Raw genomic sequence first — 14113 nt, 5'->3', positions numbered from 1 at the left:
TATGTATATTTATTGACTATCCCTAAAAATCTTATGAAAGTTTTATATTGTTAACCGTCCCTAAAGACTATCCCTAAAGAAGGTCCTCACTAAAAATATCCTAAAGATATCTTGAACAACTTACTTACAACTGTTATAATAACATTAAGTTTTTTAAAATTATTGAAATTAATAATTGGTTTAAAGAGTTTAAAGTAAAGGAGAATGTTTTGTGAGTGAGGTTGTTCTTAACTAAGTAAGTAAATTTAATATAGTAGTCTAGAGAGTTTTTTTAACCTGTATTAAAGGGTTTATTTGGTTTAAACTTTTTTAGACACCACTTAGATAAGAACACGGTAAAACGGCATCCTTTTTTGTATTGGTAATAATTAACCGTGCACTAGCACGGTATTTTTATACCTAAAAATGCTTTTACGTTTATAACATAAGTTTTTATAGAATAGTGAAGGGCAACTAATAATCTTATAAAGATTATTACTATGATTATTCAAGTATACATTAATATTAATATACGTATATTAATACAGATATAATGCAGAAATGGTGAGATATGTGTGTTAATATATTAGATACTAATGTATATAATAGCATAAGTAATTCAAAACCTGTGAACACCATGGTAAAATTCTAAATTTGAATTATAATTGGAATTTAAAAGTATTGGATTAGTTGCAGATACGTTTGTTATAAACTATAAAACAAAATGCTAATTAAGGCTGTAAGTGAGCTGTTGTTCATTTGCAGCCTTTTTTTAATACAAAAAAATAGGAGGAATTAGTATATGTTGAGTGTTTTTAACTTGAATTTATTGGTATTAAGTGTATTGGAAATGAGTGATTTGAGCGTATCGGCATTAAATAGAGAGGCTTATAAGCCTAAATAAATGGAGGGATTAATAGTGAATAAAAAGGCTACTGAAATATTAGAATACAATAAAATAAAGGGAATATTAAAAAGTTATGCATTGTCAGATTATGCAAAGGATATGATTGATAAGTTAGAACCTTATTTAGATCAGAAAATAATTGAAAGAAATATGCAGGAAACTACAGAAGCAAGGGCAGTGGTGGATATAAGTTCTAGCGTTCCAATTAATAGTTTAAGCGGCATAAAAATTGTTAAGCAGAAGATTGAAAAGGGAGCAATACTTGTTCCAGAAGATTTAGATATTATAGCTAGTTTATTAAGAGAAATTAATAAGCTTAAGAGATTTATGAAAGATAAAGAATTTGTTGCACCTAATGTAAGCAGTTATGTGATGTCAGCCTATGAACTTGAGGAGGTAAGAGAAGAAATTGAAAGATGCATTTGTCATGGAAGAGTGGATGATAGAGCTAGTTCTAAACTTTTAAAAATAAGGAAAAGGGTATGGATTTTAGAAGATAGAATAAAAAACAAACTTGAAAGTATGCTTAGAAGCGATAAGTATAGGAATTATTTTCAAGATGCATTAGTAAGTCAAAGAAATGGCAGATATGTAATTCCAATAAAGAGTGAGTATAAAAACAATGTCCATGGAAGTATTCATGATAAATCGGGTAGTGGTTCTACGGTGTTTATTGAACCAGTAGAAGTTAAAAAACTCCAGGATGAGCTTAATTTATATAAAATTGAAGAGGAAAAAGAAGTTTATAGAATCCTTTCAGAGCTTACTAATATGGCATGTAGTTTTGAAAAAGAGATAAATATTAATATTGAAACTATGAGTTATTATGATTTTATTTTTGCTAAGGGTAAGTATAGCAGGGCTTTGGGTGGTAAGAAAGTGAATTTTAATAAGAAAAATTATATAAATATTAAAAATGGTAAACATCCCTTAATAGGTAAAAATGCTGTACCATTAAATTTTAAAGTTGGGGACGGGTATAAAGCTGTAGTGATTACAGGTCCAAATACTGGTGGAAAAACTGTTGCTCTTAAAACTGTGGGACTTTTGACAATGATGGCACAGTCAGGACTTCATGTACCAGTAGATGAAGGAAGTGAATTTTCGGTGTTTGCAGATATATTAGGGGACATTGGGGATGGTCAGAGTATTGAGCAAAGTTTAAGCACTTTTTCATCTCATATTAAAAATATTATAGACATTATAAATTCTGCCGATAAATATTCTCTTGTTATTATAGATGAGATTGGCTCAGGTACAGATCCTGGAGAGGGCATGGGTATAGCTGTTGCGGTGCTAGAGGAAATATATAAAAAAGGTGCTACTATATTAGCTACAACTCATTACAATGAAATAAAGGAATTTGCAAATAATCATGAGGGCTTTGTAAATGGATGTATGGAATTTGATATAAATACTTTAAAGCCGCTTTATAGGTTGAATATAGGAAAACCTGGGGAAAGTAATGCATTTTTGATATCGTTAAGGCTGGGCATACCTGAAAAAATAATAGAAAGAGCTCATGAAATAACTTATAAAGAGCAAAAGGATTACTCTAGTTATAAGAAGGAATTTGATGAATTTTTATTAAAAAAGAATGAAGGATATGAGGAACATCAAGAGCAAATTGAAAAGCTTAAAAATGCAGAAAAAATGAGAAAAATATCACAAAAGCAAAAGGTAAAACCTAAATTTAATATTGGTGATTGTGTCTATATAAGTTTTATGGATAGAACAGGAATTGTATGTGATATTGAAAACAATAAAGGGGAGTATGGAGTTATGGTTATGCAGAAAAAGATTAAAGTAAATAAAAAAAGACTCTCTCTTTATATAGATAAAGGGGAACTTTATCCAGAAGATTATGATTTTGATATTGTTTTAAAATCAAAAGAGGATAGAAAAAAGGATAAAATCATGAGCAAAAGGCATATAGAAGGAGTAAAAATTCAAATAAAATAGAAGCAAAACAAAGGAATAAAACATAAAACAAGGGAACAGTTAACAACTTTTAACGGTGATTTTTATAGGTGTAATGATGTAAGCTATTATCAAGATAAGATACATTTTGCTGATTCAGGTGATTAGGAGCTGTTTAAAGCATTATTTTCCATAGGTAATTCTTATATTTGGGATATGAAATACAGTGATTAAATTAATTGTTAACCGTCCCCCTTTTTTTCCCCCTTTTTTTCTTTTTTCTCCTAATTTGTTCTCTATTTATCTTGTGCTTTTAATGATTTTTATGCTTAAGTTTGTTAACCGTCCCCATACTTTCTCATACTTTCTCCCCATATTTTTCCCTAGATTTTTCTGAAGTGTTCTTGAATGGAACAAAAATATAAAAAATGTGTCTAGTTATAAGAATAATTTCATATATGTATTGAAGTGATACAAAATATTATATAATATAAGAGTATAGATAAATTTCTATTTTCAGAATGTTAGAAAATTTAGTCCAGCTAAGAAATGTCAATAAGAATTAAAAAAATAATTAATATTTTTATTATCTTAAAAAAGGGTAACCTTAATAAACTTTTGTTAGACTAACAAAAAACGGAAATTATATTTATGGAATTATACTACGCAGCGAAGCCGCATTTCGCTTTGAGATAATTCTTTTGGTGTTCTTCTGGTGTAATTATTTCAAATTCTTTCCCATCACGAAGAATGGCAAATAATATGTTACAAACTTTATGCATAACTGCCCCAAGAGCAATCATTTTAGGCTTACTTTGGCACTTTAAAAGATAGTATTCTCGAAGTACTTGATTTTTGGCGGAGCCATCTTTGTTTTTGCTTATGCTGATTAATGCCATAGTGTGAATTACTCTTCTGGCAATTCGAGAGCCTCGCTTTGACATACTGATTTTTGTGCCATTAAAGTTGCCAGATTGCTTTACTGCTGGATCTAAACCAAAATAAGCAAAAAGCTGTTTTGGTGAGTTGAACGCAGAGAAATCTCCGATTTCTCCCATGAGGCTTACAGCAGAAAGAAAACCTGCACCTTTAAATGTTTCAATCAAGTGAATTTGCTTTACAAAATCAGTATTTTCATTTTCATCAACAAGCTTATGCATTTCAGAGAGTATAGAAGAAATCTCTTCATCATACTTTCGAATAAAGCTTATGTATAATCTAATACGCTTAAAATTACTACTTACAGAATAACCGAAGGTCTTTGCATCATTGGCAGCCTTTATAATGGCATTATACTTATTATTAGCATATGTAAGCCCAAAACGAGCTGTAGATCTTATAGAATCAATAATCTCTTCTTTGGAAGCATTTAAAAATGCATCTGGAGATGTGTATGTTTCTAATAAGGTTAATGATGTATTAGTAGTTATTTTTGAAAAAATTTTAAGGTATTCTGGAAATACCATCCGAAGTTCACTTTGAAGTTTGTTCACATAAGCAGAACGGTTGTCCATCAAATCATAATACTCTCTTGAAAGATTTCTTAAATCAAGAGCAAGATCTGATGGCATAAGAGATACTTTTAAATCTGGCTTTAAGCCTATTAAGGCAGCTTTTTTTGAATCAAATCTGTCATTATGCACTTTTCTAATGTTAATGTTTGTGCTATTCTTAGTGATGATAGGATTAATTAGGTTAACATTAAATCCAGTATCACGAAGATAGCAGAAGAGTGGGTAATGATAAATTCCCGTGGATTCTAGGAAAATGCGACTTTCCAAAGAATACAACTCTTCTGCTTCTTTTATTTTAGAAACAGCGAGTTCAAGGGAATCAATGTTTGAATGTAGTATTTTAAAAGGCTTTCCAACAAAGGTCTGGTTAGGAAGTGCGATAGACATCCAACTGAAATCTGCACCAACATCAATACCGACCGAGATAAATAAATTTTTAAATAAAATGTTTGACATGAGCAAAAGCTCCTTTCCGATAGGAATCCATTTCCATCTAATGAGTACACAACCTTGCGAGTTATACAGGTATGGCCTGAGGCTCCCAACCAGCCGAATCATAAAACCTCATTGAATGGACTAATTGACTAAATCACGGGTATGAGTCAGCAGATACTGACTTCCCAAGGAGGAAAACATTATTTGTCCTATCCTTGAAGATTATACTTTATGAAAAGTCTGGAGTCTATATAGGAACCGTCAAGCATGATAATTAACTAAGATAACATCTGATGAAGGAAGAAATCCTTCTTCTGTTATCTATTATAGAAACAATTAAATTGAGATGAGTAGTCTTAATGACTACATCATTATTATACAAGGAGGGAACCTTATGAAAAAAAGCATTTTATTACTGACTAGTTTTTTTATGGCATTAAGTATTGCAGGCTGTGGTAATGCTTCGAAAAATGATGCTGCTAAAAAAAATACAGAAAAAAAAGAAAACAGAACCATGATACTGGCAACTACTACAAGCACTCAGGATTCAGGACTTTTGGACTATTTATTACCTGAGTTTAAGAAGGATACAGGAATAGATGTTAAGGTAGTTGCAAAGGGAACTGGAGAAGCTCTTAAGCTTGGACAAAATGGCGATGCAGATTGTCTTTTAGTACATGCTAAGGCTAAAGAGGAAGAATTTATTAAAAAAGGCTATGGAACAGAAAGACATGATGTTATGTATAATGATTTTATAATAGTTGGACCCAAGGAAGATGCTGCAAAGATAAAAGAAAAGGCACCGAATGATGCGGCAGAAGCTTTAAAATTAATTAGTGAAAGCAAAACACCATTCGTATCTAGAGGAGATGAATCAGGTACTCATACTAAAGAAAAGAACCTTTGGAAAGACACAAAAGTAGATCCTAAAGGAGAATGGTATATTAGCGCTGGTAAAGGTATGGGCGCAGTGCTACAAATGGCAGATGAAAAAAAGGCATATACATTAACGGACAGAGCAACTTATTTGTCTATGAAAGACAAGCTTGATTTAGAAATTGTAACAGAGAAAAGTAAGAATTTATATAATCAATATGGAGTTATAATGTTAAATACGGAAAAACATAAAATTAAAGAAAAGGAAGCTAAGGAATACATAGATTGGATGCTTTCTGATAAAGGACAAAAGCTTATAGGCGAATATGGCAAAGATAAATTCGGACAAGCATTATTTGTACCTAATGCAAAGAAGTAGATACAAATAAATGTAATGAAGTAGATGTAAAGAAATAGATGAGAAATAGGTGATTTTTATGGAACAGGGAATTTTTAATATGGTTAATTTTAGGGAAATTATTCCTGTGGTATTGATGTCTCTTTATGTTTCATTATCATCAACTTTAATTGCTTCAGCACTGGGAATGTTTTTAGGCATTCCCTGTGCTTTATTAGAATTTAAGTTGAAGAGGACAATAATTCAAATTACTGATACTCTAATGAGTGTACCTCCAGTTCTTATGGGATTATTGGTGTATCTTTTATTATCCAGAAAGGGACCTTTAGGTGATTTGGAATTATTATTTACGCCTACCGCCATGATAATAGCGCAGACATTGCTTATATTTCCTATAGTATTTGGACTTACTGTGTCCATTATATCTAAAAATGGTAAGAATATAAAAAATACATGTACCACATTGGGGGCTCATAGGCTTGAGACCTTTTTTATTATCATAAAAGAAAATAAAATACAGTTATTGTCGGTTATAACAGCAGGCTTTGGACGAGCTATATCTGAAGTGGGAGCGGTTATGATAGTTGGTGGGAATATCAAGGGATTTACAAGAGTAATGACCACATATATTGCACTGGAAACAGGTAAAGGTAATTTTAATGAGGCTATAATAATAGGTGGTATATTATTAATTATATCATTTACAATTAATGCTCTTCTTCATTTCTTTCAATGTAATGAAAAATCATAAATTTAATGAAGGGTCATGATAATGAACATAGTGAAAAATTATGAACATCAAAATTATGAGAATGTGAATAGCTAAAGACTATTTAACAGTAAAAAATCATGAAAATGAAAATAGTAAAAAGTCATGATTACTTCCAAAGGAGTGAAGAATTATGAGAATAGAAGTAATTAACGGGATAAAAGAGTATAGTGGCAGAAAAGTGTTAGATGCAGAACGTATTGTTTTTGAAGAAGGATGTATATATGCTGTGTTGGGGTTAAATGGAAGTGGTAAAAGCACGCTTCTTCAATGCATAGCAGGATTTAATGAATTAACTCACGGGAAGATTTTATATGATAAAGGAGATTTTAATGAGAAAAAGCAAAAAATCTCCATGATGTCTCAGCAACCTTTTTTGTTTAATTCTTCTGTGAAGGAAAACATTATAATGGGACTAAAATTCAGAAAAATTTCTAAGGAAATTATTAATAAAAGATTTCATAATTATAGTAAATACTTTGAAATAGATGAGATTCTTAATAAAAATGCAAAAAAACTATCTGGAGGGGAATCAGCAAAAGTTGCGCTTTTGCGTACAGCCATATTGGAAACAGAGGTTGTAATATTGGACGAACCTACAGCTAGTATGGATATAGAAAGCACCATGGCAGCAGAGAATTTGATCAAGGATATTATGAATGAGAAAAAACCATAATCCTTGTTACCCATGACTTGTACCAAGCTGAGAGAATAGCAGATTATGTAATATTTATGGATAAGAGTAAAGTCATAGAGCAGGGTAAAAAAAATACCATATTTAATAACCCTACAAACTCTAAAGTTAAACTGATTTTAAACAAGTAATTTAACTTTTGAAGTTATAAAATAAAGAAATTAATTGTCAAATGGCGTAGAGTAATTAAAAGAAATTATTAGGGGTGTATATGTAATGAATTTAACGTTAGTGGATTTTACAGAAGTACATGCGAAAGAGATTTGTGATTGGAAATATGAAGGCGAATATTCTATATACAATTACCCAGAATGGGACAAAATATCTAGTGCAAAATGGGGAGTTACAATAGAAGAAAAGAGAAAAAGTGAATTTAAAGCTGTAATTGATGAATGCAATTACTTATGCGGATATATAAGACTAATAAACAAAGATAATTATGTTCTTATTGGCCTTGCACTAAAGCCATCTCTATGCGGAAAGGGTTTAGGAAAGGTTTTAATGGAAATATTAAAACAACAATGCAAGAAAGTATACCCAAATAAAAAGATTGTTTTAGAAGTCCGTTCTTTTAATGAAAGAGCTATTAAATGTTATAAGCGTGCAGGATTCAATGTAATAGATACTTATGAAAGAGATACGCCTCTTGGTTGTGGACAATTTATTAGAATGGAATTTATATATTAGTTTGACATATTCTTATTTAGTTAATTTAACCAAAGTCATAAATAAGGTATCTGCAAAATTATAAAGTATAGAATATAGAGATTATGCTTAACCCACAATAAGGTACAATGTGGTGGAGCTATGAAATTTCTAGAATATACTTACATTTTACGTAAATATATACATTAAATAGATTATATATAGTATATGCTATAAGTAAATAAAATAAGTAAATAGAATTAATTAAATAAAATAAGTAAATGTATAGAATTATAGATTATATTAAAGAAAGGAAGTGAGTATTTAGTGGGAAATGAGTATAACATTATATATGTTATAAATCATAAGCTATCAAAGGTTAATACAAAAATGTTTTGATAACTACAGTACATGTTCTCACTAAAGGTAATTTATGATAAAAACAGCCATTCTTACTATAAGCGACAAAGGTTCTAGGGGAGAGAGAATAGATGAAACGGGACGAGTTTTAAAGGAACTTTTACAAAAAGAGGACTATAAAAAAGCTGATTATCAGGTGGAATACTACAAAGTAATACCAGATGAAATAGATATTATAAGTGGTGAACTTATTAAGCTATGTGATGAGGGAAAAGTAAATCTAATCATTACTAATGGAGGCACAGGTTTTTCTAAGAGAGATGTAACTCCAGAGGCAACAGAGAGGGTAATTGAAAAGCGTGTACCAGGTTTTGGTGAGGCCATGAGGGCAGGCTCGCTAGCTATAACACCTAAAGCAGTGCTTTCCAGAGGAATTGCTGGCATTAGAAAAGAGTCTCTTATAATAAATCTTCCAGGGAGTCCTAAAGCAGCAGTGGAAAATCTAGAGGTAGTGTTGCCAGCGATACCACATGGAATAGAAATTTTACTAGGACAGGCATCAGAATGCGCTAGATAATTTAATTATACGCATACCAAGGCAAAATTTGTGGGATAAGTTAAGTATGACTATGTGGAGGGTGTTAGATAATTTATATATTATTTCTTCAACTTTAGCAGTTATAAAATAAAAATTTAAAATTTAAAATTGAAAATTTAGAATGAAGAATAAAACTCCTTTAGAGCAGTTTTTGAAAATATGAATTGAGGAAATTCCATAGGAATTTCACCATTATATTGTTAAAGAAATATTACTAAAGAAACACTACTAAAGAAATATTGTTAAAGAAATAATATTAAAGAAACATTGATTTAAGGAGGATATAAACGTGGATTTATTTAATGTTGTGTCTATTGAAGAAGCTAGAAATCTTATAGAAAAAAACTTTAATATAAAGCCTTTAAGTGAAAAAGTAGAACTTTTGGACAGCATGGGCAGCGTCATATATGAGGATATAATTTCGCAAATAAATGTACCACATTTTAGAAGATCCACTGTGGATGGTTATGCTGTAAACTCCAAGGATGTGGCTGGAGCCAGTGAGAGTATGCCAGCCATGATGAATTACAAGGGTGAAGTGCTTATGGGGAAAAAGCCTGAGGTTAGCATAGATTTTCCTGGAGATTGCATATATGTCCCTACAGGAGGCATGCTTCCAGAGGGAGCAGATTCAATGGTTATGGTGGAATATACTGAAAAAGTTCATGAGGACACAGTGCTTATAGATAAAGCTACAGCCTATGGAGAAAATGTTGTGGAGATAGGTGAGGATATAAGTGAAGGTGAGGTAATAATTAAAAAAGGCAAGAAACTTAGGCCTTATGAGATAGGAGTGTTATCAAGCCTTGGAATATATAAGGTGCCTGTATGCAGAAAGCCTAAGGTAGCTGTAATATCCACTGGAGATGAGATAGTAGAACCTCATGAAACTCCAAAGAAAGGGGAAGTTAGAGATATAAATTCATATCTTTTAGAAGCTTGTATTATTGAAGATGGTGGAGTTCCAGTTAATTATGGAGTAATAAGAGATGACTTTCAGCTTTTAAAAAGTACCGTTAATAAAGCGGTAGATGAGGCAGATATTGTACTTATATCCGGTGGCAGTTCAGTGGGTAAAAAAGACGTTACTATAGATGTTATAAATAGCCTAGGAGAGCCAGGGGTTTTTGTACACGGTATAGCAGTAAAGCCTGGAAAGCCAACCATCATAGGAAAAGTTAAGGATAAAATTGTTTTTGGATTGCCAGGACATCCTCTTTCAGCGGCTATTGTATATAAGGTTGTGGTTAAATACTATATTGATAAAATCACAGGACGCGAGGAAGAAATTTTCCCTATAGTTTGTAAGTTTGATATAAATTATCACAGCGCAAAAGGGAGAGAAGAATATTTGCCAGTTACATTGTCTTGGCAGGGAGATGAAATAATTGCATCGCCTGTATTTTCTAAATCAGGACTTATAAGTGTTTTTCCAAGGCCTATGGTTTTGTAAAAATAAACAAGAATCTTGAGGGATTGAAAAAAGGTGAGAGGGTATTTGTATATAGATTTTAATTACTATAAGTTCAGCTAAGAAATGGCAATAAGAAATAAAAAAAATTATTATTATTTTTATAAACCACAAAAAGGAGGTGAACTCTGTTGCCATAAATCTATAAAAATCTTAAAAATAAACTTGCATAAAATATATGTATAATATGCGTGTAATTTAAACTTAGACTCAACTAGTTATATTATATGGAAAATTAAACCTAAGGAATAGTATTATATGGAAAACTAAACCCAAGAATGGTATTATATGGCAAGTTATGTGCTGAGAATTTTATAGCAAACCAAAGTAGTTTTATAGAAGAATCTGACACGTTGAACAAGAAATTGAATAATGGTATAGATTTTTATAGTATATTGGCAATGGAAATAATATGGGTCAAAATATTTATCTTCAAATTATGAATTAGAAGAGGCAATGAAGCTTTATTTTAGTAAAATATCACCAACAAAGCAAAAAGAAGTAATGAAAACAGAGGATGCCAGTGGAAGAATAACAGCTTCACCAGTGTATTCTAAGATATCATCTCCATTTTATAATTCGGCAGCTATGGATGGAATCGCCCTTAATAGCGAAAAAACTTTGGGAGCAAATGAAAAGAAACACATAGTTCTCGAAGAAGAAAAAGATTATATAGTGGTGGACACTGGAGACCCTATTCCTAAAGAATACGATTGTGTAATAATGGTGGAAGATTTAATAAAAGTAAATGATAAAAAGGTGGAAATATATAAAAGTGCAGCTCCATATCAGCATATAAGACCTTTAGGTGAAGATATAGTAGAAAAATCACTTATTGTGCCATCATCACATAAAATAAGGCCTGTGGATATATCAGCAATGATTGCAGGAGGAGTAAATGAGGTAGAAGTTTACAAAAGACCTGTGGTAGGCATAATTCCAACGGGCACAGAGTTGGTGGAGCCAAGAAGTGAACTGAAAACAGGGGATATAATAGATTTCAACTCAAGAACCTTTGCAGCACAGGTTTTTGAATATGGTGGTATTCCTAAAAGATATCCAATTGTAAAGGATGATTATGAAAAAATTAAAAACACTATAAAAAAGGCAGCGGAAGAATGTGACATGGTTCTTGTAAATGCAGGTTCCTCTGCGGGAAGAGAAGACTACACATCACAGGTTATTAGTGAACTTGGTCAGGTGTACATACATGGAGTGGCTATAAAGCCAGGAAAACCTGTAATTCTTGGCCAGGTAGACCGTAAACCTGTTATAGGAATACCGGATATCCTGTGTCAGCCTATGTGTAATGGAAATGTTCGTAAGTAGAATTGTGGAAAACTTTGCTGGAGAAAAACCACGTCAGTTTAAAACTGTAAAGGCCATTTTATCTAAGAGGGTCATGTCATCACTGAAATATCTTGAATTTGTAAGAATAAAATTAGGAAAAGTTGGAGATAAGCTTGTGGCTACACCTTTAAATAGGGGCGCTGGAGCTACCATGTCCTTAGTTAGAGCCGACGGAATACTTGAAGTCCCTCAAAATGTTGAAGGTATAGAAAGAGGAACGGAGGTAGAGGTAAAGCTTTTAAAGGATGAAGAGGAAATAAATAATACTGTAGTTTGTATAGGCAGCCATGATCCTATTATAGATGTGGTAGCAGATTTAATTCATGTAAAGCGTGATGAATATTACTTGTCCTCCGCTCATGTAGGTAGCATGGGAGGAATAATGGCACTTAAAAATGGAGAAACTCACATAGCTCCTGTACATCTTTTAGATATGGAAACAGGCGAATATAATATAAGCTATATTAAAAAATATCTTGAAGATAAACCTATGGCTCTAATAAAATGCGTAAAGAGAATTCAAGGCATTATGGTGCCTAAAGGAAATCCAAATAATATAACTTCTATTAAAGATATAAAGGATAAAAAAATGAAATTTGTAAATAGGCAAAGGGGTGCAGGTACAAGACTTCTTTTTGACTACAACCTTAAGAAATTAGGTATAAATCCTAGAGAAATAGACGGTTATACAAGAGAGGAATACACTCATTTAGCTGTGGCAGCTGCTGTGGAAAATGGGGACGCTCACTGTGGTTTAGGAGTATACTCCGCTGCAAGCATGATGGACTGGATTTCATACCGGTTTGCAATGAGGAATATGACATAGCAATTCCAGCAGAGTTTTTGGACATGGCAACTATAAAAGAATTCATAAATATTATAAAGAGCCAGGAATTCAAAGAAAAATTGGACGAATTAGGTGGATATGACTACAGTGAAGCGGGAAATATTGTTTTGCTATAGGATGAACAGGTGAATGGAGCAGAAATTCATGCATGGAGCAATATGGAAACTTTAAATCTATTTTAATTTTATATTTTAGCTCTATATTGAAAATTATTGTACATTAAGTTAGTAATGTAAATTACTAATTGTGGTTATAAGAGACAAGTAATTGGAATGGAAAGTAAAACAAAGGAGAATCTAATGTTAGACAAGCATGGAAGAAAAATTAATTATTTAAGAGTGTCCGTAACTGATAGATGTAATTTAAGATGTATTTACTGTATGCCATCTAGGGGTGTTGAGAAAAAAGAGCATGAGGACATAATGAGATATGAAGAGATTTTTAATGTGGTTAAGTCGGCGGCAACTATAGGAATAAATAAGGTTAGATTTACTGGGGGAGAGCCGCTTATACTTAAGGATATGGATAAATTAATTTATTATACATCAAAAATAAGCTCCATCCAGGACATTGCTATGACCACCAACGCCATGCTTCTACAGGATAGGGCGGAGGATTTAAAGAAAGCTGGATTGAAAAGAGTTAATATAAGTCTGGACTCATTAAAAGGGACAAATTTAAGAATATTACAAGAGGTGGAGATATAAATAAGTTTTTAACAGCATTGAAAAATGTCTATCCATTGGTATGGAGCCTATAAAAATCAACACTGTAATTATGAAGGGCATTAATGATGATGAAATAGATGACTTCATGAATTTAACAAAGGAATATCCTATATCCGTAAGATTTATAGAGCTTATGCCAATAGGTGAAGGAAGCAAAATATACAAAAACAGTTATATTAGTTCAGAAGAGATAATATCAAAACATGGAAATCTTATACCTGTGGAAACTAATAAAAACAGTACAGCTGCATTGTATAGATTTAATGAAGCTAAAGAAAATATAGGATTTATAAGTCCTATGAGTTGTAAATTTGTAGCAATTGCAACAGGGTAAGGTTAACGGCTGAAGCACATTAAAGCCATGTCTTCATTCTGAAAAAGAAATAAATATAAAAGAGTATGTGAATGATAGCAAAATTCTTTTATCTAAGATAACCGAGGCCATTTATGATAAACCATTAGAACATCATTTGGTGGAGGATGAAAAGAGCAAAAGTAAAAAGATGATGTATCAGATTGGAGGCTAAAACATGGAATTAACGCATATAAATGAGCAAGGAAGAGCTAAAATGGTGGATGTAGGCAGCAAAAAGGACACAGAAAGAGAAGGGGTTGCCTATGGATGTATAAATATGAAAAGAGAAACTTTGAATAAAATAAAA

7 protein-coding genes and 4 pseudogenes are annotated in these 14113 nt (G+C 31.9%); 10 read left to right on the top strand and 1 reads right to left on the bottom strand.

What is annotated here, in order from left to right:
- Positions 1 to 883: 883 nt before the first annotated feature.
- A complete protein-coding gene (locus CC89_RS18415) occupies positions 884 to 2848 on the top strand; it encodes an endonuclease MutS2 (protein WP_207641519.1) in 1965 nt (654 codons plus the stop codon).
- Positions 2849 to 3468: 620 nt separating this feature from the next.
- Here CC89_RS18415 and CC89_RS18410 read toward each other — a convergent pair.
- On the bottom strand, positions 3469 to 4776 hold the full coding sequence (locus CC89_RS18410; RefSeq protein WP_035287686.1) for an IS110 family RNA-guided transposase: 1308 nt from the start codon (positions 4774 to 4776) through the stop codon (positions 3469 to 3471).
- 373 nt (positions 4777 to 5149) lie between these two features.
- On the opposite strand from CC89_RS18410, the gene CC89_RS18405 reads away from it, so the two are divergent.
- From CC89_RS18405 to moaC, 9 genes and pseudogenes are all read left to right on the top strand, one after another.
- The gene (locus CC89_RS18405; RefSeq protein ID WP_035291409.1) at positions 5150 to 6010 is read left to right on the top strand and encodes an ABC transporter substrate-binding protein; all 861 of its coding nucleotides are present in this window, start codon (positions 5150 to 5152) and stop codon (positions 6008 to 6010) included.
- Positions 6011 to 6068: 58 nt separating this feature from the next.
- On the top strand, positions 6069 to 6740 hold the full coding sequence (locus CC89_RS18400) for an ABC transporter permease (protein WP_035291406.1): 672 nt from the start codon (positions 6069 to 6071) through the stop codon (positions 6738 to 6740).
- A 151-nt stretch (positions 6741 to 6891) separates the two neighbouring features.
- On the top strand, positions 6892 to 7434 hold the full coding sequence (locus CC89_RS18395) for an ATP-binding cassette domain-containing protein (RefSeq protein WP_286161403.1): 543 nt from the start codon (positions 6892 to 6894) through the stop codon (positions 7432 to 7434).
- Between the two features lie 234 nt (positions 7435 to 7668).
- Positions 7669 to 8139 (top strand): GNAT family N-acetyltransferase, encoded by a 471-nt coding sequence (locus CC89_RS18390; protein WP_035291402.1) that lies wholly within the window; start codon positions 7669 to 7671, stop codon positions 8137 to 8139.
- Between the two features lie 391 nt (positions 8140 to 8530).
- Positions 8531 to 9034 (top strand): molybdopterin adenylyltransferase, encoded by a 504-nt coding sequence (gene mog / locus CC89_RS18385; protein WP_035291400.1) that lies wholly within the window; start codon positions 8531 to 8533, stop codon positions 9032 to 9034.
- Between the two features lie 310 nt (positions 9035 to 9344).
- Positions 9345 to 10570, top strand: a pseudogene (locus tag CC89_RS18380) (molybdopterin molybdotransferase MoeA).
- A 368-nt stretch (positions 10571 to 10938) separates the two neighbouring features.
- A pseudogene (locus tag CC89_RS18375) lies at positions 10939 to 12839 on the top strand (molybdopterin biosynthesis protein).
- A gap of 183 nt (positions 12840 to 13022) precedes the next feature.
- Positions 13023 to 13978 (top strand): annotated as a pseudogene (moaA, locus tag CC89_RS18370) (GTP 3',8-cyclase MoaA).
- 3 nt (positions 13979 to 13981) lie between these two features.
- Positions 13982 to 14113, top strand: a pseudogene (gene moaC, locus CC89_RS18365) (cyclic pyranopterin monophosphate synthase MoaC); the annotation flags it as partial.

The organism is Clostridium sp. KNHs214, from assembly GCF_000744935.1.
GTDB lineage: Bacteria > Bacillota > Clostridia > Clostridiales > Clostridiaceae > Haloimpatiens.
The sequence above is the reverse complement of the archived record's forward strand: the minus strand, read 5'-3'. Positions and strand labels throughout refer to the sequence as shown.

What these genes read in the sequence shown, in the direction of transcription:
- CC89_RS18395 (WP_286161403.1), top strand. Translation starts at nt 6,892, where the DNA reads ATGAGAATAGAAGTAATTAACGGGATAAAAGAGTATAGTGGCAGAAAA.
- CC89_RS18410 (WP_035287686.1), bottom strand. Translation starts at nt 4,776, where the DNA reads ATGTCAAACATTTTATTTAAAAATTTATTTATCTCGGTCGGTATTGAT.
- mog (WP_035291400.1), top strand. Translation starts at nt 8,531, where the DNA reads ATGATAAAAACAGCCATTCTTACTATAAGCGACAAAGGTTCTAGGGGA.
- CC89_RS18390 (WP_035291402.1), top strand. Translation starts at nt 7,669, where the DNA reads ATGAATTTAACGTTAGTGGATTTTACAGAAGTACATGCGAAAGAGATT.
- CC89_RS18415 (WP_207641519.1), top strand. Translation starts at nt 884, where the DNA reads ATGGAGGGATTAATAGTGAATAAAAAGGCTACTGAAATATTAGAATAC.
- CC89_RS18400 (WP_035291406.1), top strand. Translation starts at nt 6,069, where the DNA reads ATGGAACAGGGAATTTTTAATATGGTTAATTTTAGGGAAATTATTCCT.
- CC89_RS18405 (WP_035291409.1), top strand. Translation starts at nt 5,150, where the DNA reads ATGAAAAAAAGCATTTTATTACTGACTAGTTTTTTTATGGCATTAAGT.